This is a genomic window from Streptomyces sp. NPDC059828 (assembly GCF_042731955.1).
In the GTDB taxonomy this organism is placed as follows: Bacteria; Actinomycetota; Actinomycetes; order Streptomycetales; family Streptomycetaceae; genus Streptomyces.
Genome location: NZ_JBHWIW010000006.1, coordinates 61,172 through 79,604, shown reverse-complemented (window position 1 = coordinate 79,604; position 18,433 = coordinate 61,172). Strand labels below are relative to the sequence as shown.

Genomic DNA, 18,433 nt, shown 5'->3' with positions numbered 1-18,433 from the left:
GGCCTCCTATTTGACACATCGTCAGATAGCTGAAGCAGCAGGCTAGCCGCGCACCTCCGGGGCCGGCAAGGCTGGACCGGCCGGGCGAGCGGCCCTACGCTCTGCACACCATCTGACTATTCGTCAGCTGCCTGTGCCCGGAGGGGACGGACATGAACGAGACCGCACACGCCCTGAGCGCCTCCCGCACCCTCTGGGAGCTGATCGACCGCCGCGCCGCGCTCACCCCGGACCACCCGGTGCTGATCCAGGACGACCGGAGGATGCTCTTCGGCGAACTGCGGGACGGCTGCGAGCGGGTGGCGGCCGGACTGCACGCCCTCGGCATACGTCCGGGCACGGTCGTCGCCTGGCAACTGCCCACCCGGATCGAGACCGTGCTGCTGACCGGGGCACTCGCCCGCATCGGCGCCGTACAGTCCCCCGTCATCCCCTTCTACCGGGACCGGGAGGTGGGCTTCGCGCTCAACGCCGCGAAGGCCGACTTCTTCGCCGTGCCGGGCGAGTGGCGCGGCTTCGACCACACGGAGATGGCCCGGCGGCTCGGCGCGCGCGGAGTCATCGAGGTGTACGACCCGGGCTCGCTCCCGGACGGCGACCCCTCCGCACTGCCCCCGCCGCCCGCCGACGGCACGGATGTCCGCTGGATCTACTGGACCTCCGGGACCACGTCGGACCCCAAGGGCGTGCTGCACACCGACCGCTCACTGATCGCCGGTGGCTCCTGCCTGGCCCACGCACTGCGGCTGACCGCGCATGACGTCGGCTCGATCGCCTTCCCCTTCGCGCACATCGGCGGGGCCGACTACCTGGTGATGCAGCTGCTGTACGGCTTCCCCGCCGTCCTCTTCGAGCAGTTCGCGCTGCCGGACGCCCTGGAGACCTATCGCAAGCACGGGGTCACGACGGCCGGCGGCTCCACCGCGTTCTACTCGATGTTCCTGACCGAGCAGCGCAAGCAGCCGGGCGAGCCGCTCATCCCGACCCTCCGTCTGCTGGCGGGCGGCGGCGCACCCAAACCGCCCGAGCTGTACCACTCCGTGGTCCGCGAGATGGGAGCCCAGCTGACCCACGGCTACGGGATGACCGAGGTACCGATGATCACCATGGGAGCCCCGGACGACAGCGCCGAGCAACTGGCCACCACGGAGGGCAGACCTCCCGAGGGCATGGAGATACGGATCGTCGACGGAGAGGTGCGCCTGCGCGGAGAGGCCGTCTGCCAGGGCTATCTGGACCCGGCGCAGACCGCGGCGGTGTTCGACACGGACGGCTTCCTGCGGACCGGTGACCTCGGCCACCTCACCGAGTCGGGGCATCTTGTGCTCACCGGCCGCCTCAAGGACGTGATCATCCGCAAGGGCGAGAACATCTCCGCCAAGGAGATCGAGGACCTGCTCCACGAACACCCGGGCGTCGGAGACACGGCGGTGATCGGGCTCCCCGACCCCGAACGCGGCGAGCGGGTCTGCGCGGTGATCGAACAGCCCGAGGGAGCGACGCCACTGACACTCGCCGAGGTCACGGCGTATCTGCGCGGGGCGGGGCTGTCCGTGCACAAGCTGCCGGAGCAACTGGAGGTGGTGGCCGCGCTGCCGCGCAACGAGACGCTGCGGAAGGTGCTGAAGTACCGGCTCCGCGAACGCTTCGGCGGGAGCGGGGCCTGACCCGTCCCCTGCTCCGCCGGGTGGGCCGTCCCGCACCCGGCGGCGGCCACCCCGCCCGAATGCCCCGTCGGGGGACGGCGGGGCTTCGCCGGCTGCTCGGTCCGGAACCGGTCCCAGACCGGTCCGATCCGGGAACTGGGCGGGGTCTCGCCCCGCGACCGCCTACGGCTCGGGAGTGACGTAATACGCGGCGAACGCCTCCAGGATCTGCTCCTCGCTGATCCTGCCGTCGCCGTCCGCGTCCAGCGCGGTGGCCACCAGGGCGCCCCGCTCCTGCTCCACGCCGAGTACGCGGAGCACCCGCTCGGCGCTGGCCGGGGTGACACCCGCGCCGTCCTCGTCGGCGATCGCGATCAGGGCGTGGAGGAAGGGCCGGGCGATCTCGGCGAAGCGGTGCGGGTTGTCGCGGAGCCGCTTCACCGCGCCGGTGATGAACTCCTCACGGGTGACCCGCTGGTCTCCGTCGACATCGGCGATGCCCGCCATGCCCTGCCAGAACGCCTCCGCGCCCGAATAGAGTGCCTGTCCCCTGTCCGAGCGTGCCGTCGTGCCGAACTCGGCGAGGATCGCCTTGGCCGCCTGGTTGAAGTCCGCCCGGTCGATGTAGCCGTTGCCGTCCTGGTCGAACTCGGCGAACCGGTGGGCAACCTTCCGCTCGTACTCTGCGCTGTCCATGCGGCGAGACTACGACGTTCCGGGCCGGTCCCGCTCCCGTTCCGTCGACCTGCGGCGATGCTGGGACAATACGGAGACAGTGCTGACCGACGCCGTGACCTGGCCTAGGCGGAGAGCGGTTCCGCCTCGTCGTCGACCGCCGCCACGGCGCTTTCGTACACATCGAAGAGCCGGCGCACGCCGAGTGCCGCAAGCACCCTGTTCACATGCGCTCCCTCGGCCGCTGTGACACCGGCCACGCCTCCGGCCGGGAGGATCAGCCGGAGTCTGCCGCGGCAGGAGCGGATCAGACGGCGGGCCGCGATCAGCACACCGACCCCGCTGGAGTCACAGAACACCACCCCGGACAGGTCCAGCACCACATCGCGACGGCCCCTGGCCACAGCGTCGTGCACATGGCGACGGACCACCGGTGAACTGACCAGGTCGAGCTCACCTTCTATCCGCAGCACGGTCCAAGGGCCCGGTGATGCGCTTCCGGCGCTTCCTGCGCTTACCGCGCTTCCTTCAACTTCCTCGACCTCGACCTCGACCATCACACACCCCGCGATCCGGAGGTTCGTCTTCCAGGCGCCGCTTCCCAGTCACCGCAAGGTCAAACCCGCACGGGCGGACTTGCCGCAAAGACGCGTGGTCCTCAGGTGCGGCCCACTACATTCGAAGCAGCGAAGACGACTCACGAGTAGCAAACCGGGGAATGCCAGGAACTGCGGAGGTTTGGGGGCGCCGGATGGCAAAGGACACACCACCGCGCTGGGACCGCAAGATGCAGCAGCGGCTGGCGCGGGGCGAGGCAGCCGCGCTCGGTGAGCTGTACGACCGGTTCGCCTCGCTCGTGCACAACCTGGCCCACCGGGTGCTGGACGACACCGAGGCCGCGGACCAGATCACCCGCGAGGTCTTCGGCTATGTGTGGGAGAACCCCGACGCCTACGACCCCAAGCAGGGCTCCATGCGCTCCTGGGTGGCCAGACTCACCCACAGGCAGGCCGTGCACCGGCTGCGGCAGCACGAGGCCGCGACCCAGGCCGCGAACGGCGGCGGCTCCGCCGAGGAGTTGGAGGAGCTCGAGGAGAAGGTGCGCCGCGCGTCGGTCGCCGCCCGGGCCGACTACATCGTGACGTCGATGCCCGCCTCCCTGCGGGCGGCACTGGATCTGGCGTACCACAAGCGCAGGGACTACCGGCAGACGGCATCCGACCTCGACATCACGGCGGACGAGGCCCGGCGCCGGCTGCGGCTGGGGCTGCAACTGCTGTCCACGGCGCACACCCGCCCGCTCGTCGGAGGCTCGTCACCGCCCGGTCCACCGCGCGGTTACGGACGTACGCGGTGACCGGCCCGCTCGGCGGAGGCCGGGGCCCTGGCGGGCCCGATGACGGCCCGGGCGCGGCACCGCGCATTCCGGGACCGCGGGCGGCGGGCGACGACCTCGATCCGCCGGCGGTCCTGCCGGACCCGGTGAGCCGGGTGAGCGCGCCCCGGCTGCCGCACGGCGTGCTCAAGTCGCTGCTCGGTGCCTGGGCGCTGGCGGCCTGCTCAGCGGAGGAGACCGCGGCGGTCGAGGAGCACCTCACCGAATGCGCGCCCTGCGCGGACGAGGCAGTACGGCTGCGCGACGCGGTCGGGCTGCTGCACAACGACGGGGAGCTGGACCTGGATCCGCTGCTGCGCTCCCGGGTGCTGGAGAACTGCCTGGGCCGCCGCCCCGCACGGATCCCGGTGCCCGCCTGGGCGTCCCCGTACGACGCGGAGACCGCGCGCCTCGACGCGCTGCTGCGCGACTTCGGGGACGCGGACTGGCACACCCCGCTGCGGCTGCGCTGGTTCGACGGCAGGGAGCAGGTGAGCCGCAGGACCACGGTCGCCGGGGTGATCGGCCATCTGATGTCCGTGGACGGTCTGGTGGCTTCGGCGCTGGGTCTCGACGACCCGCTGACCCCGCTCGCGGCGGACGCGGCACCGCCGCCGTACTCCCCGGCCGAACGCACCGAGCGCTTCTGGCGCTCCGCGCGGAGCCCCGTCACCCGGACGATCCGCGCGCCCTGGCGTGACCAGGCCCACACACTGGTCCGGACGGTGTCGTTCGCCGGCCGCGGGGTCGCCGAGCTGTCCGTCCCGTACGGGGACTTCGCACTGCCGCTGCGCGACGCGCTGCTCGACCGGGCCTTCGAGTGCTGGGTGCACGCCGACGACATCGCGCACGCCGTCGACTACCCGTACGACCCGCCCAGCGGGCCGCATCTGCACCACATGATCGAGCTCGCGGCACGCCAGCTCCCGGCCGCGCTCGCCGCCCGCCGCCGCGCGGGACTCGCCGGGCCCGCCCGCCACCTGGTCACGGCGGGCTCCCCCGGCCGTTCCCTGCACCTGGAGGTCGAGGGTGCGGGTGGCGGCCACTGGCACATCCCGCTGGACTCCCCGGCCGCCATCGGCGACCCGGACCAGTCCGTGGCCCAGATCGCCCTGGACGCGGTCGAGTTCTGCCAGCTGGTCGCGGGGCATGTGCCGCCCGCGGAGGCCGCGGTGGGCCAGGACGGGGACCGCGAGGCGATCCAGGACGTGCTGTTCGCGGCGGCGTCGCTGTCCCGGCTCTGAGCAGCCGGGGTGTTCGGGCCTGTGGGGTCCTGTCCGGACTGGACCTAGGCGAAAACCACCGTGCGTCGGCCGTTGAGCAGGATGCGGTGCTCTCCGTGCCACTTGACCGCGCGCGCCAGTGCCTGGCACTCCACATCGCGCCCGATGGCCACCAGCTGCTCCGGTGTCACCTCGTGGCCGACCCGTTCGACCTCCTGCTCGATGATCGGGCCCTCGTCCAGATCGGCGGTCACATAGTGGGCGGTCGCCCCGATCAGCTTGACGCCCCGCTCATGCGCCTGGTGGTAGGGCTTGGCGCCCTTGAAGCTCGGCAGGAAGGAGTGGTGGATGTTGATGATCCGGCCGCTCAGCTGCTTGCACAGATCGTCGGACAGCACCTGCATATAGCGGGCGAGCACGACCAGCTCCACTCCCTCGGACCGCACCAGCTCGAGCAGCTCGGCCTCCGCCGCCGCCTTGGTGTCCCTGGTCACGGGGATGTGGCGGAAGGGGATGTCGTACGAGGCCACGAGCTCGGCGAAGTCGGTGTGGTTGGAGACGACGGCCGCGATGTCGACCGGCAGCGCGCCGATCCTGGACCGGAAGAGCAGATCGTTCAGGCAGTGGCCGAACTTGCTGACCATCAGCACCACCCGCATGCGCTCGTCCGCGCGGTGGATCTGCCAGTCCATCTGGAACGAGTCCCCCACGGCGGCGAAGCTGGCCCGCAGCTTCTCCACCGTCACCGGCACCTCAGCCGCGAAGTGGACCCGCATGAAGAACAGACCCGTGTCCCGGTCTCCGAACTGCTGGCTGTCCTCGATGTTGCAGCCGGTGATGAAGAGATAGCTGGAGACGGCGTGCACGATGCCCTTTTTGTCCGGGCAGGAGAGCGTCAGGACGTACTGGTCGGTCATTCTCGTAGGGTGCCACACCGCACGGGCTCCGACGGTGCCGTGTCCGTCAGACGGACCGCGTCACACGGACCCGTCAGGCCCCCGCGCCGGGCGGAAGGCCTCAGGCGGACCGTGTCATGATTCGCAGCACTTCCAGGGTGTGCGGGGGCGTGTCCGGGTCCTCCCCGTCGTTGGTCGCGAGCCGGATGTGCGCCTCGCGCGCGGCCCGCACCGCCTCCGGCCAGCCGTGGTGCTCCACGTACACGGACACCGCGGCGTCCGCACCCACCTGGTGCATGATCCTCAGCACCCGCAGCACGGCCACGTCGACGAGGGCCGCCTCCCCGGAGTCCCGGAAGATCGTCCCGACGTACTTCTCGGCGGACCAGTTGTCCAGCCAGGTGTCCTCGACCAGCCGGTAGACGGCGTCGGTGACGTCTCCGTAGCCCTCGTGGCCGGCCAGCCAGACGTCCTGATGGAAGGTGGGATCGGAAAGCATGTGCAGCGCCGAGCGCACATTGCTGCGCCAGCGCCACCAGGGCATGTCATTGAGCGGCATGTCGCCCATGGTGGAGGAGCGACGGCCGCGACGGGAAGAGTTCATTGACGTTCACCTCGGGAGCCCGGTCCTTAGCCCGGTCCTTGCGAGCCTCCCCGATGGTACGACCCGCACATTCCGGCACCCCCGGCCCCCTGGAATTCACCCCGCGGTCACTCACCGTTGAAGTCCGCACACTTCGGCGTTACCCACGAGGCGGAAGTGTGAGGCGGCATGACCGGATGGCGCCGTACCTTCACACCCCGTCACCGCAGGACCTCCGTGGCACTCGCCCTGTCCATGGCGGTGACCGGGGCGTCACTCACACTCACCGGGTGCGGTGTGCTCCCGGGCACCTCGGACGGCTCCAGGGAGCCTCTGACCGTGATGACCTTCGCGCCCGAGGAGACGAAGGCCACAAACATGCCGGGGATGCCCGCGATGGCACAGGCCTACGCCAAGTACGTCAACGCGCGCGGCGGGATCGACGGCCACGAGCTGCGGGTGCTCACCTGCAACGAGCGCAACACGGCGGCGGGCGCCGCCACCTGCGCCCGCCGCGCCGCGCAGGAGGGCGCGGTCGCGGTGGTCGGCTCCTACAGCCAGAACGGCCGCGCGTTCATGGGGCCGCTCGAAGCCGCGGGCATCCCCTATATCGGCGGCTTCGGGATCTCCGACGAGGAGTTCACCAGCTACCTCTCCTACCCCATCAACGGCGGCGTGGCCGCGCTGCTCGCCGGCAACGGGCGACAGCTCGCGGCCAACTGCCGGAAGGTCTCGCTGGTGCGGCCCGACACCATCCTCGGCGACGGGCTGCCCGCGCTGCTCAACGCGGGCCTGTCCCAGGGCAAGCGGCAGCCGTCGGCCGACATCAAGGCCGCCGAGGACTCGTCCGAGTACGAGCGGCAGGCCGAGGAGGCGCTCGACGGCGCGGGCGGCAAGCGAGGTTGTGTGACCGCCGTCCTCGGCGAGCGCACGGAGACCTTCTTCGACTCGTTCCGGCGCGTGCGCGACGAGAGCGACGAGAACAACGGAGGCGACGCAGGCGACGGGGACAGCTCCGGGGTCCGGATCTCCTCCGTGCTCAGCTCCGTCGACCAGCCCCTGATCGACCGCACGGGCGGCGCGGACGGGCCCTTCGAGGGTGCCCTCATGACCGGCTGGTACCCGGACTCCGGGGACGAGCGCTGGGGGACGATGCGTGAGGTGATCCGCGAACACGCCTTCGGGGACGACCGGATCGACGCGGCGGACGCGGGGGTGCAGACGACGTGGATCGCCTACACCGTGCTGCGGAAGGTCATCGAGTCCCTCGCCCGGCCCGAGATCACCCCGGGCGCCATCGCCCACGCCCTCGACACCGGCGTGACCACCGACACCGGGGGCCTCACCCCTGACCTCCGCTGGCGCTTCGAGGACATGCTCGGGGTGCAGGGGCTCCCGCGGGTGGTGAACCGGAGCGTGACGTTTCAGGTGGTACGGGAGGGGCGCCTGATCGCCCAGAAACCAGGGTTCGTGGACGTCACCTCGACCATGCGGAACGCGCCTACGGTGTAGGGGCGGGCGGGTTTCGCGGCGTACCGGGCCCACGCGGCCTCAGAGCTGCGTGGCCTCGCGCTGCGTGAGGCCGTACTTCGTGGCGATGGCGTTCCACAGGCCCGATGCCTCGCGCTTCGCCTTGCTCGCCTCGCCGCTCGCCCGGTTTCCCTGCGCCGCGTCCTTCGTCTGGCGGGCCTTTCCGCCGCGGCAGCCCTTCTTGCCGTCGACCTGGCCCGCCCACTCCGCGTAGTGGTCGTCCGCCGAGGCGGAGGCCTCCCAGGCCGTGGTGAGGGACTTGGTGAGCTGCTCGTGGTTCTGGAGCTTGTCGACCTCCACGCCCTTCAGCCGGGTCACCAGGCTGCGGCGCTGATCGGCGGCGGCACGGAGGTCCCTGGCCGCCTGGTCGAGGTTGTCGCAGCCCTTGATGGACTCGACCGAGCGGATCACCGAGGCACGGCTGTTGTTGCTGTCCGCGAGCAGCTTGTCCAGCTCCTCGGCCTGGGCCTTCGCCGGGTCGTCCGCGGGCGCGGCCGCGCCCTTGGTCGGGGCTGCCGGTGTGCTCGCGGCGGCGACCGGCGCCGAGTCGGCGTCCTTGTCGTCCCCGCCGAACATCACGGCGCTGACGCCGAGGCCGACCACGGCGCAGCCCACGACGACCGCGGCGATCAGCGGAAGGCGGGAGGGGCGGCGGCCCTGCGGCTCGTCGTAGTCGGAGGGGCCGGCAGGACCAGAGGGACCTGCCGGGTACGGATGCTGCGGGGCGGCGGCGTACAAGGGGTGCCGCTGCGGCTCCGTCGTGGGGCGCGGCATCTGCTGCTGAGGCGAGTCGCTCCGGAAGAGGTTCTCGAAGCCCGCGGGCGGCTGCGGATCGGCGGGGGCACCGGGGCGCACCCCGTACGGGGCACCGGCGGCCTGGGGCGGGGTCTGCTGCTGGGGTACGGGCGGCAGGTACTGCGTGGCCTCGGCGTCACCGCCGCCCGCCGCGGGGGGCCGCAGCCCGAGGAACTGCGTCGACTCGACGGGAGCCTCAGGGGGGAGCGGCCCCGCGGTCCGCGGGACTGAAGGGGTGGCCTGGACGGGCGGGATGTACTGGGTGGCCGCGGCGTCCGCGCCGCCCGGTACAGGCGGGATGTACTGGGTGGCCGCGGCGTCCGCGCCGCCCGGTACAGGCGGGATGTACTGGGTCGCGGCCGCGTCGCCACCGTACTGCGGCGACTGGGGCTGCGGCTGGGACTGCCCTTGCGCGGGGCCCCACGGCGCACCCCAGGGCGCGCCTCCGGCCGGGGCGACCTGCTCCCCGCTGACCCCCGGTATCCAGGGCTCGTTGCTGTCTGCGGGCAGCACGACACCTTCGTACGCGGGCCGCGCAGCGCCGGGGGCGCCGGGAGCGCCGGGGTGCTGCGTCTCGTCACCCTGTCCGCTTCGCGTCACCAGGACTCCTACACGTGGGCCTACGGAACCGTCGGCCCACGCTACCGGGTGTACGAAGGCATCCGCACACACGTGTGGTCCCCGTAACAAGAAGACGCCGCGCGACGCTGGTTACGGCGCTGATGCCGTTACGACGCGGTCTGGAGCTGCATCCTCGCTCCGAACTCCCGTACCGCCGGTTCGTCCGCGAACGGTTCGAGCCGGCGGGTGAGGTCCTCCAGATACTCCACGCCCCGGCTGGAACGCAGAGTGCCGAGCAGCTCCACCGCCCGGGTGCCCGTGTGGCAGGCGGCCTCCACCTCGCGCTGCTGGACCTGGGCCGTCGCAAGCAGCACCAGACCGATGGCCCGGCGACGTGCGCGGGACTCGGGGTGCCCGTCGAGGGAGTCGGCGGCGCGGCGGGCCGCCGCGTCCGCCTGACCCAGGTCGCGGTGGCAGTGGGCCAGCTCGTCCGCCAGATAGGCCTGGTCGAAATGCATGATCCACGCGGGATCGTCACCGGATGCCGGATCTGCCAGGTCCAGCGCCGTCAGCGCCTTGCCCGCGACCTCGTGGCAGGCGCGGGCGTCACCGAGGAGTGCGTGCCCGCGCGCCTCGGCCGCGTAGAACATGGCCTCGGCCCGCGGCGTCACCTGTCCGCGCGAGCCCTCCTGAGCGGCCCTGGCCAGCTGGGCGATCTCCCGCGGGTTCCCGAGCTGGGCCGCGAGATGGCTCATCGAAGCGGCCAGCACATACCCGCCGTAGGCCCGGTCTCCGGCCGCCTGGGCCAGCCGCAGTGCCTGGATGTAGTAGCGCTGGGCGAGCCCGGGCTGGCCGGTGTCCACGGCCATGTACCCGGCCAGCTCGGTGAGCCGGGCCGCGGCCGCGAACAGCCTCCGGCCGACCGGCTCGCGGTACGAGCCCGAAAGCAGCCCGGACACCACGCTGTTGAGGTAGTGGACCAGGACGGGACGCACATGCCCGGCCCCGAAGCGGTGGTCCAGCGTCTTGAGTGCCTCCGTCATGGCCTCCACGGCCTCGACGTCCGAGGCGCCCACCCGGGACCCCGCCGTCCGCTCCACCAGGGCGTCCGCGCCCGTGATCAGCCAGTCGCGGCTGGGCTCCACGAGCGCCGAGGCCGCGACCGTGGAGCCGGACAGGAAGTCCCGGCGGCCCACATCACTGCGCCACAGCTCACACACCTGCTCGATGGCGCCGAGCACGGTCGGGGCGAACTGGAGCCCCACACCCGATGCCAGGTTCTTGCCGTTGGCCATGCCGATCTCGTCGATCGTGACCGTGCGGCCGAGCTTGCGGCCCAGCGCCTCCGCGATGATCCCGGGTGCCCGGCCGCGCGGCTGCTGCCCGCGCAGCCAGCGCGCCACGGATGTCTTGTCGTACCGCAGATCCAGTCCGCGCTCCGTCCCCACCATGTTGACCCTGCGGGCGAGCCCGGCGTTCGAGCACCCGGCCTCCTGGATGAGCGCTTGCAGCCGTTCGTTGGGCTGGCGGGCGACAAGTGGCCTCGCTGCCATGACAACAACCCCCTGTACCGGACGTACCGGACCGCCCAGCGAGCGATCTCCCATTGATCGCTTCCCGGTGCCAATCCGGAGAATGCCGATGAGCTCGGACGATTACGGGTGAATGCCGCTACAGCACAAGGGGCTACCCCTCCACCGGGCCTCGCCCGCACGCGCGCCCCCGTCCATGCTTCCGTGCGCCCCAATCGCAGGATCGATGCGCCGTGCTCCCGGCTGCGCGCGCCCGTAACCCGTACTGGCAACGGGAGTTGAGCGGATCGTGAACAAGACCGAAGAGACCGACGAGATCATCGAAGAGCCGGCCGGCCGATCCCCCGGTGCACCGGTTCGCACACCGGGTGCGGGACTTATCCCCCAGCAGCGTGGTGAGCAGCTGCTGGACAGCGCCGTGCGGTACGCGGACGAGCGGCACTGGGACGTGTTCCCCGGCACCTGGCTCCAGGTCGTCGACGGCGTGGAGCGCTGCTCGTGCGGGGCGGCCGTGTGCGCCGCGCCGGGGGCGCACGCGACCCGGCCCGACTGGGTGGACCAGGCGACCGGCAGCGCCGCCTCCGTGCGCCTGGCATGGGGGCGGCAGCCCAGGGCCTCGATCCTGCTTCCCACCGGGCGGACCTTCGACGCCCTGGACGTCCCGGAGTCGGCCGGTTTCCTCGCGCTGGCCCGGATGGAGCGGATGGACCTCACACTCGGCCCGGTGACCTGCACCCCTGACCGGCGGATGGTGTTCTTCGTGCTGCCCGGTACGGCGGCCAGGGTCCCCGAGCGGGTACGGACGCTGGGCTGGGCACCGGACGCCATCGATCTGGTGGCACACGGTGAGGGCCGCTACATCGCCGCCCCGCCGACCAGGATCGGTGGCCGGGGCGCGGTGCAGTGGGTACGGCGCCCCACGGTCGCCAACCGCTGGCTGCCGGATGCCGATGAGCTGCTCAGTCCGCTCGTGTACGCGTGCGGGCGGGAGGCCGCGGCGGGGAGGGCGCGTCACTCATAGCGCACTCATAAGGTGGTCCTTGCAGTGACACGGGGACTATGAAGGGGGATGCGATGCCGGACCAGGCGTCAGCACACACCGCATCGGCGACCGGGGGTGCGCCGGACACGGCGCCGCCGCCCGCGGTGCGGGTCGAGGGACTGTGGAAGCGGTTCGGTGAGCAGACCGCGGTGGCGGGGATCGATCTGGTCCTGCCCGCCGGCAGGTTCATCGGCCTGGTCGGGCCGAACGGCGCGGGCAAGACCACGACGCTGTCGATGGTGACCGGGCTGCTCCGCCCCGATCAGGGGCGTATTGAGGTCGCGGGCCATGATGTCTGGCGCGATCCGGTCGAGGTCAAGGCCAGGATCGGGGTGCTCCCCGAGGGGCTGCGGCTCTTCGAGCGGCTGTCGGGGCACGAGCTGCTCGCCTACACCGGGCGGTTGCGCGGACTGCCGGGCGACGAGGTCGACAAGCGCGCGGCGCAGCTCCTCGACGTACTGGACCTGTCGGACTCGCAGCACAAGCTGGTGGTCGACTACTCGACCGGTATGCGCAAGAAGATCGGTCTGGCCGCGGCCCTGCTGCACAACCCGCAGGTGCTGTTCCTGGACGAGCCCTTCGAGGGCGTGGACCCGGTGTCGGCGCAGACGATCCGCGGGGTGCTGGAGCGGTACACGGCGTCCGGGGCGACCGTGATCTTCTCCAGCCATGTGATGGAGCTCGTGGAGTCGCTCTGCGACTGGGTCGCGGTGATGGCGGCCGGCCGGATCCGGGCCCAGGGCACGCTGGAGGAGGTACGGGGCTCCGCGCCGTCGCTCCAGAGCGCTTTCCTCGAGCTGGTGGGCGCGAACGGTCGCGACTCCGGGCAGACGCTGGACTGGCTGGGCGGCGGCGAGAAGCGATGACGGCTGCGGTATTCGATGCCCCGACCCCGGCCCCGGCCGGTGCGGCGGCGGCTCCCGCGACAGGCGCGCTGACCTCGATCTTCGTACGGCTGAAACTGACGCTGCTCGCCAATGGGCTGCGGCAGTCGTCGGGCCGCAAGGCGGCCTTCATCTCGTCGGCCGTGCTGACGCTGCTCTTCGCCGCCGGCCAGCTCGTCGGGTTGGTCCTGCTGCGCGGCCACGCGCACGCGGGCTCGCTGGTCGTGCTGCTGATCGGCGTGCTCGCGCTGGGCTGGACGTTCATGCCGCTGTTCTTCCCGAGTGGCGACGAGACGCTGGACCCGACCCGGCTGGTGATGCTGCCGCTGCGCCCGGCTCCGCTGGTGCGGGCCCTGCTGGTCGCCTCGCTGGTCGGGATCGGGCCGCTGTTCACGCTGTGCCTGGTGCTGGGCGGCGCGCTGGCGCTGGCGCACGGTGCGGTGGCGGTGCTGGTGGCGGTGGTCGCCGTACCGCTGACGCTCCTGGTGTGCGTGGCCCTGGCACGGGCCGTCGCCGCGGCGAACACCCGGCTGCTCACGTCCCGCAAGGGCCGGGACCTCGCGGTGCTGAGCGGTCTGGTGATCGCGGTCGGCATCCAGGTCGTCAACTTCGGTGCCCAGCGGCTCGGCACGGCGGGCGGGCTCGCGGCGCTCGACCCGGTCGCCGATGTGGTGCGCTGGGTTCCGCCCGCGTCCGCGATCGGTGCGGTCGACTCGGCGAGCACCGGGGCGTACGGCACGGCGTTCGGGCAGCTCGCGCTGTCCGCCGCCGCGCTCTTCGCGCTCCTCTACGCCTGGCAGCACAGCCTCACCCGGCTGATGACCGCCCCCGACGGCTCCACCCTCGCCGCGGCGTCGGAGCCGAGCCGCCGTCCGGGTTCCTCGTCCGCCGCTGGGTTGCAGCGGCTGCTGCCGGGCGGCCGTACGGGCGCGGCGATGCAGCGCTCCCTGCGCTACATCTGGCGTGATCCGAAGACCAAGGCGGCATGGGTGACGTCGTTGGCCCTTGGCTTGATCGTGCCGCTGTTCAACGCCCTCCAGGGCACGGGTTCGATCTACTTCGCCTGTTTCGCCTCGGGCATGCTGGGCGTGCAGATGTACAACCAGTTCGGGCAGGACTACTCCGCGTTCTGGATGGTCGCGCAGACCATCTCGACACCTCGGGACGCGTACCTCGAACTGCGCGCCCGGGCGCTGGCATCGCTCCTGATCACGCTCCCGTACACCGTCCTGGTCACAGTGGTGACAGCAGCGGTGCTGGACAACTGGCGGGCGCTGCCGGAGGCGCTGGGGCTCGCGCTGGCGCTGCTGGGCACGATGATCGGGACGGGTGCGGTGGCCTCCGCGCGGTTCCCGTACTCGATTCCGCAGGAGGGGCACAAGAACGTCGCCGCGGGACAGGGTGGTCTCGCCTGGATCTCCATCGTCGGCGGAATGTTCGGCTCCGCACTGCTGTGCGCGCCGGTGATCACCCTCACGATCTGGCTGAACGTGGCCGACGCCGAGGCCGCGCTGTGGATCCTGCTGCCGCTGGGTCTCGTATACGGCGCGGTCATGACGTGGGGCGGCCTGCGACTGGCCGGACCGCGGACGTCGGAGCGGCTGCCCGAGATCCTCGCGGCGGTCAGCAAGGGTTGAGTCGCCATGGGGTGAAGTGCCGCGCGAGCGGCGCCATGTGAAGACTTCACCCGTCATCTATCCATGGGCGGACCCGCGTTCACGCGGGTCCGCCCATGTGCGTGTATGAGCCCGTGACTCCGCAGCCGCGAACACCGGCGCATCACCGGACCCCTCGGGGGTCCGCCTTGGCACGTGTCGAACGAGCCTGCGGCCGACGCTTTCCGGTCGAACGGGCCCAGGGAGGGTTAATCTCGTTCGAGAACCACCTTCACCAAGTAGCAGGTCAGACGGTTGCTTTCGATTGGACCACCTGAATCAGTCCAGATACCGGACGGCCGTTCACCCTCCCCGCGCACCCCTTCCGAGCTGCCCGAACGACCATTCGGTTGAGTAATCGGATCGTATGCGGCCGGAAACGGGTCATCGATGTGCGATCACTGTGCGCATCAGCAAGACTCCCGACCGCAATCACCGCTCAAGCGAAAGGGAATTCACCAATGCGTTACACCGCCACCACAATCGGCGCCACGGTCTCCATCGCCGCCCTCCTGCTGGCCGCAGGCGCCGCCAACGCGGCGCCCACCTCCCCGACGTCGCTCTACGCGCCTTCGGCCCTGGTGCTCGCGGTCGGCCACGGCGACGACGCCGCGACCGTCACCGTCGAGCGCGCGGTGACCCTCAGCTGCGCGCCGACCCCGACCGGCAGCCACCCGGCGCCCTCCGCCGCGTGTGCGGAACTGAAGGCGGTCGACGGCGAGTTCGGTCTGATCGGCAGCACGCCCACCACTCCCTGCACCCGCCAGTGGGACCCGGTCACGGTCACCGCGGCCGGGGTCTGGAAGGGCAAGCAGGTCAGCTGGTCGACCACCTACGGCAACTCCTGTGAGATGCGGGCGCGTCTGGCCGACAGCGCGGTCTTCTCGTTCTGACCGGCCCGATCAGCCTGACGCGGCGCCGACCAGGGCCTGCTACGCCGGGGGAAGCCGGGTCACTCGACGACCCGGCTCCGCCCCGGCGGGCTCACGGTCACGGCCGGCCTGCTCAGGGCCGGGCCGCCAGCACACCGTCCAGGAACGGCTCGATCGCGGAGCGCCAGGCGGCCGGCTGGTCGTAGTGCACAAGATGGCCGGCGTCCGCCACCTCCGCGTACTGCCCGCGCGGGAGCACCCGCACCATCTCCTGCGCCTCCGCCCGCCCCAACTCCCCGTCGAGACCACGCACCACCAGGGTCGGGCACTGCACCTGCGCCAGGGAGTCCCAATGCGCGTCATGGACCCAGGTCTCACGGGAGACGAGCATCTGGCGACGGGAGAACACCGGACGCCAGCCGTCCGGGCCCTCGGCCATCACCTCGGCGAAGAACTCACCGCGGCCAGGACTGGGACGCTCCACCCAGGGGTCGTCCGCGCCGAACCACCTGCGCACATCGGCGAGGGTCGCGAAAGGAAGAGGCCAGGTGCGGAACCAGTCCTCCCACTCTCGCTGGGAGGCCGCCCCCAGCGCGGAGGCCCGCATGTCGCAGATGACCAGCGCCTGCACCAGGTCCGGCCGCTGGGCGGCCAGCTGCCAGGCCGTGAGCGCGCCCATGGAGTGCCCGATGAGCGTCACCGGGGCGAGGCCCAACTGCTCGACGGCGGCAGCGGCGTCGTGTACGTACGCCTCGCGTGCGAACAGATCGTCCGCGGGCTTCTCGCTGCGGCCGTGCCCGCGCTGGTCGAGCGCCACGGCGCGATGGCGCCCGGCGAGCCAGCGGGCCGTGGACGCCCAGTGCGCGGCGCGGCCCATCAGCCCGTGCAGCAGTAAAGCCCCGGGCACGCGGTCCGTTTCACCGCGATCCTTGGGTGGATCGGCGAACTCCCACGCAGCGAGGCGCAGTCCGCCCGCTCCGGTCACGTCGATGCGCCGCACCATGGTTGGCACCCCCTTGGATCCCCCACGGGTCTTCGAATGATGCGAGAGACTATCGAACTTCTATTCGAAAACGCGGCTCCCGCACCCAAGACCCCTCGTTCGAGTGACCGCGCTCAAGGATTGACGTCCTTCGAGGCGGGGAGATCTTCAGCGGGAGGCGGGCCGCTCGGGGAAAACGGTCCGAGGGGACTGACCCTGGGAGCTCGGGGCTCCGGGTCGGATCAGGGGAGGACAGGCCCCGGCGCCCTTCGGCGCCGGGGCCCCTTGTGTGCGACATGCCGCACACGTGCGGGACGGTGTGCGTGCACGACGAGTACCGGCGCGGTTCGCGGACGTACGGCATCTGCCCACCCCCAGTCATATGCCTCAGCCACAGCGTGGCACGCGCAGCGCCCGGGCGCTGCCGTTCCGGCCGGAAAACGCCCGCAAGAGGGCTGACTCAGGAGGTCGGTACAGGAGGTCAGTGGCAGAGGGTCCGGAAGATCTCAGCGCTTCGCCACGAACACATGCGAGGCGACCTCCGCCTCCAGCTCCGCCGCCTCACCGCCGCTGCCCACCAGCACTCCGCCCGCGGACTCCGTCACGCTCACCACCGAACCGGGCTGCACACCCGCCCGGCGCAGCGTGTACATCAGCTGGGCGTCGGTCTGGATCGGCTCACCGATCCTGCGGACCACGACCGTCTTGCCCTCCGCGCCCGCGTCGAGCTCGGCAAGGCTCACCATGGAGTCGTCCAGGAACGGATCGGCCTCCGTCTTCTCGCCCAGCTCCTCGAGGCCCGGGATCGGATTGCCGTACGGGGACTCCGTCGGGTGACGCAGCAGCTCCAGCACCCGCCGCTCGACGGCCTCGCTCATCACGTGCTCCCAGCGGCACGCCTCGGCGTGCACCTGCTCCCACTCCAGGCCGATCACATCGACCAGCAGGCACTCGGCCAGCCGGTGCTTGCGCATCACACGGGTGGCGAGCCGACGGCCCTCGTCGGTCAGCTCGAGGTGCCGGTCACCCGCGACCGTCACCAGACCGTCGCGCTCCATCCGGGCAACGGTCTGGCTGACCGTCGGGCCGCTCTGGTCCAGGCGCTCGGCGATCCGGGCGCGCATGGGGACCACGCCTTCCTCTTCAAGCTCGAGGATGGTGCGGAGGTACATCTCCGTGGTGTCGATCAGTCCGGACATACATGCCCCTCGATGCTGTGGCAAAAAAATCGTGCGATGGCCCTGACTCAATTCTGACGCATGCCGCTGACAACCGGGCCCACCCGGGCGAAGCCCGTATTGACAGAGCAATGGTCCAGACCTCACCGTGATCCGCGAGACGACGGTAAGAGCACGGGAACACAACGAGATTGGGGCCACCGTCATGGGCGAGACCACCCCCGCGGGGCAGTTCCTCGACGCCGCGATCGGCCTGCTGGAGCGGGTCCGCGAGGAGGAGGCGGCCACGGTGGCGGCCGCGGGTGCCGCCGTGGCGGACACCGTCGCGGCAGGCGGCCGGCTCTTCGCCTTCGGCGCGGGCCACTCCTCGCTCGCCGCACAGGACGTGGTCTACCGTGCGGGCGGCTTCGCCCTGATGAACCTGCTGACGGTGCCCGGCACCGTCGGCGTCGACGTCATGCCCGCGACCCTCGGCTCCGCGCTGGAACGGGTGGAAGGGCTCGCGAGCGCCGTCCTTGAGTCCAGCCCGGCCCGCGGGGGCGACCTGCTGATCGTCGTCTCCCTCTCGGGCCGCAACGCCCTCCCCGTCGAGATGGCGATGAAGGCCCGGGCCCTGGGGCTCACCGTGATCGGCGTGACCTCGGTGGCGTACGCGACCGGGACAGGCTCACGGCACGCCTCGGGTACGTACCTCAGGGACCACTGCGACATCGTCCTCGACTCCAAGATCGCTATCGGGGACGCGGAACTGACGGCGGACGGCATCGGGGCGCCCTTCGCCCCCGCGTCGACGGTCGTCACCAGCGCGCTGATGCAGGCGACGATGGCCGCGGCGGCGGTGGAGCTCGCCTCGCGGGGCCTGGAACCGCCGCTGTTGCGGTCGGGGAACGTGGACGGGGGACCCGAGTGGAACGAGCGCGTGATGTCGGAGCACGCGGACCGTGTCTTCTATCGGGCGTAGCGACCTCCGGTGTGCCGCGCCCTGTGCGCCCCTGACCTCGTAG

General features: G+C 71.4%; 17 protein-coding genes. 9 read left to right on the top strand and 8 right to left on the bottom strand.

Annotated features, from left to right (window positions below):
* The first annotated feature begins 152 nt into the window (after window positions 1–152).
* Window positions 153–1,667 (top strand): class I adenylate-forming enzyme family protein, encoded by a 1,515-nt coding sequence (locus ACFV6V_RS05675; protein ID WP_385559550.1) that lies wholly within the window; start codon window positions 153–155, stop codon window positions 1,665–1,667.
* A 162-nt stretch (window positions 1,668–1,829) separates the two neighbouring features.
* Here the strand turns inward: ACFV6V_RS05675 and ACFV6V_RS05670 are convergent, their stop codons facing one another.
* Complete coding sequence (locus ACFV6V_RS05670; protein WP_385559547.1) at window positions 1,830–2,342, bottom strand: EF-hand domain-containing protein; 513 nt, start codon at window positions 2,340–2,342, stop codon at window positions 1,830–1,832.
* A gap of 104 nt (window positions 2,343–2,446) precedes the next feature.
* Entirely contained in the window at window positions 2,447–2,794 is a 348-nt protein-coding gene (locus ACFV6V_RS05665; RefSeq protein ID WP_361279946.1) for an STAS domain-containing protein, read from the bottom strand.
* Between the two features lie 278 nt (window positions 2,795–3,072).
* Here ACFV6V_RS05665 and ACFV6V_RS05660 point away from each other — a divergent pair, with 278 nt between their 5' ends.
* Window positions 3,073–3,678, top strand: coding sequence for a sigma-70 family RNA polymerase sigma factor (locus tag ACFV6V_RS05660; protein ID WP_385559544.1), 606 nt, complete (start codon window positions 3,073–3,075; stop codon window positions 3,676–3,678).
* The gene (locus ACFV6V_RS05655) at window positions 3,675–4,940 is read left to right on the top strand and encodes a zf-HC2 domain-containing protein (protein ID WP_385559541.1); all 1,266 of its coding nucleotides are present in this window, start codon (window positions 3,675–3,677) and stop codon (window positions 4,938–4,940) included. The genes ACFV6V_RS05660 and ACFV6V_RS05655 overlap by 4 nt, the downstream gene beginning before the upstream one ends.
* A 44-nt stretch (window positions 4,941–4,984) precedes the next feature.
* Here the strand turns inward: ACFV6V_RS05655 and purU are convergent, their stop codons facing one another.
* A complete protein-coding gene (purU, locus tag ACFV6V_RS05650) occupies window positions 4,985–5,836 on the bottom strand; it encodes a formyltetrahydrofolate deformylase (protein ID WP_385559538.1) in 852 nt (283 codons plus the stop codon).
* 100 nt (window positions 5,837–5,936) lie between these two features.
* Window positions 5,937–6,383, bottom strand: coding sequence for a hypothetical protein (locus ACFV6V_RS05645; RefSeq protein WP_385559798.1), 447 nt, complete (start codon window positions 6,381–6,383; stop codon window positions 5,937–5,939).
* 204 nt (window positions 6,384–6,587) lie between these two features.
* Between ACFV6V_RS05645 and ACFV6V_RS05640 the strand changes: the two genes are divergently transcribed.
* Window positions 6,588–7,910, top strand: coding sequence for an ABC transporter substrate-binding protein (locus tag ACFV6V_RS05640; RefSeq protein ID WP_385559536.1), 1,323 nt, complete (start codon window positions 6,588–6,590; stop codon window positions 7,908–7,910).
* Between the two features lie 39 nt (window positions 7,911–7,949).
* Here ACFV6V_RS05640 and ACFV6V_RS05635 read toward each other — a convergent pair whose 3' ends face one another.
* Complete coding sequence (locus ACFV6V_RS05635) at window positions 7,950–9,323, bottom strand: hypothetical protein (protein ID WP_385559533.1); 1,374 nt, start codon at window positions 9,321–9,323, stop codon at window positions 7,950–7,952.
* A 128-nt stretch (window positions 9,324–9,451) separates the two neighbouring features.
* Complete coding sequence (locus ACFV6V_RS05630; RefSeq protein ID WP_385559530.1) at window positions 9,452–10,837, bottom strand: transcriptional regulator; 1,386 nt, start codon at window positions 10,835–10,837, stop codon at window positions 9,452–9,454.
* A gap of 298 nt (window positions 10,838–11,135) precedes the next feature.
* On the opposite strand from ACFV6V_RS05630, the gene ACFV6V_RS05625 reads away from it, so the two are divergent.
* The 4 genes from ACFV6V_RS05625 to ACFV6V_RS05610 all read left to right on the top strand — a co-directional run bounded on the left by ACFV6V_RS05625 (window position 11,136) and on the right by ACFV6V_RS05610 (window position 15,290).
* Entirely contained in the window at window positions 11,136–11,837 is a 702-nt protein-coding gene (locus ACFV6V_RS05625; RefSeq protein ID WP_385559796.1) for a bifunctional DNA primase/polymerase, read from the top strand.
* A gap of 53 nt (window positions 11,838–11,890) precedes the next feature.
* On the top strand, window positions 11,891–12,724 hold the full coding sequence (locus tag ACFV6V_RS05620) for an ABC transporter ATP-binding protein (RefSeq protein ID WP_385559527.1): 834 nt from the start codon (window positions 11,891–11,893) through the stop codon (window positions 12,722–12,724).
* Window positions 12,721–14,379 (top strand): transporter, encoded by a 1,659-nt coding sequence (locus ACFV6V_RS05615; protein ID WP_385559524.1) that lies wholly within the window; start codon window positions 12,721–12,723, stop codon window positions 14,377–14,379. The genes ACFV6V_RS05620 and ACFV6V_RS05615 overlap by 4 nt, the downstream gene beginning before the upstream one ends.
* Before the next feature lie 479 nt (window positions 14,380–14,858).
* Window positions 14,859–15,290 (top strand): subtilase-type protease inhibitor, encoded by a 432-nt coding sequence (locus ACFV6V_RS05610; protein ID WP_385559522.1) that lies wholly within the window; start codon window positions 14,859–14,861, stop codon window positions 15,288–15,290.
* Between the two features lie 112 nt (window positions 15,291–15,402).
* On the opposite strand, the gene ACFV6V_RS05605 is transcribed toward ACFV6V_RS05610, so the two are convergent.
* Together ACFV6V_RS05605 and ACFV6V_RS05600 are read right to left on the bottom strand one after the other, a co-directional pair.
* Window positions 15,403–16,272 (bottom strand): alpha/beta fold hydrolase, encoded by an 870-nt coding sequence (locus ACFV6V_RS05605; protein WP_385559519.1) that lies wholly within the window; start codon window positions 16,270–16,272, stop codon window positions 15,403–15,405.
* Window positions 16,273–16,757: 485 nt separating this feature from the next.
* The gene (locus ACFV6V_RS05600) at window positions 16,758–17,450 is read right to left on the bottom strand and encodes a metal-dependent transcriptional regulator (protein ID WP_385559516.1); all 693 of its coding nucleotides are present in this window, start codon (window positions 17,448–17,450) and stop codon (window positions 16,758–16,760) included.
* A 184-nt stretch (window positions 17,451–17,634) separates the two neighbouring features.
* On the opposite strand from ACFV6V_RS05600, the gene ACFV6V_RS05595 reads away from it, so the two are divergent.
* Window positions 17,635–18,390: an SIS domain-containing protein gene (locus tag ACFV6V_RS05595; protein ID WP_385559513.1), complete on the top strand. Its 756-nt coding sequence runs from the start codon at window positions 17,635–17,637 to the stop codon at window positions 18,388–18,390.
* Window positions 18,391–18,433 lie beyond the last annotated feature (43 nt).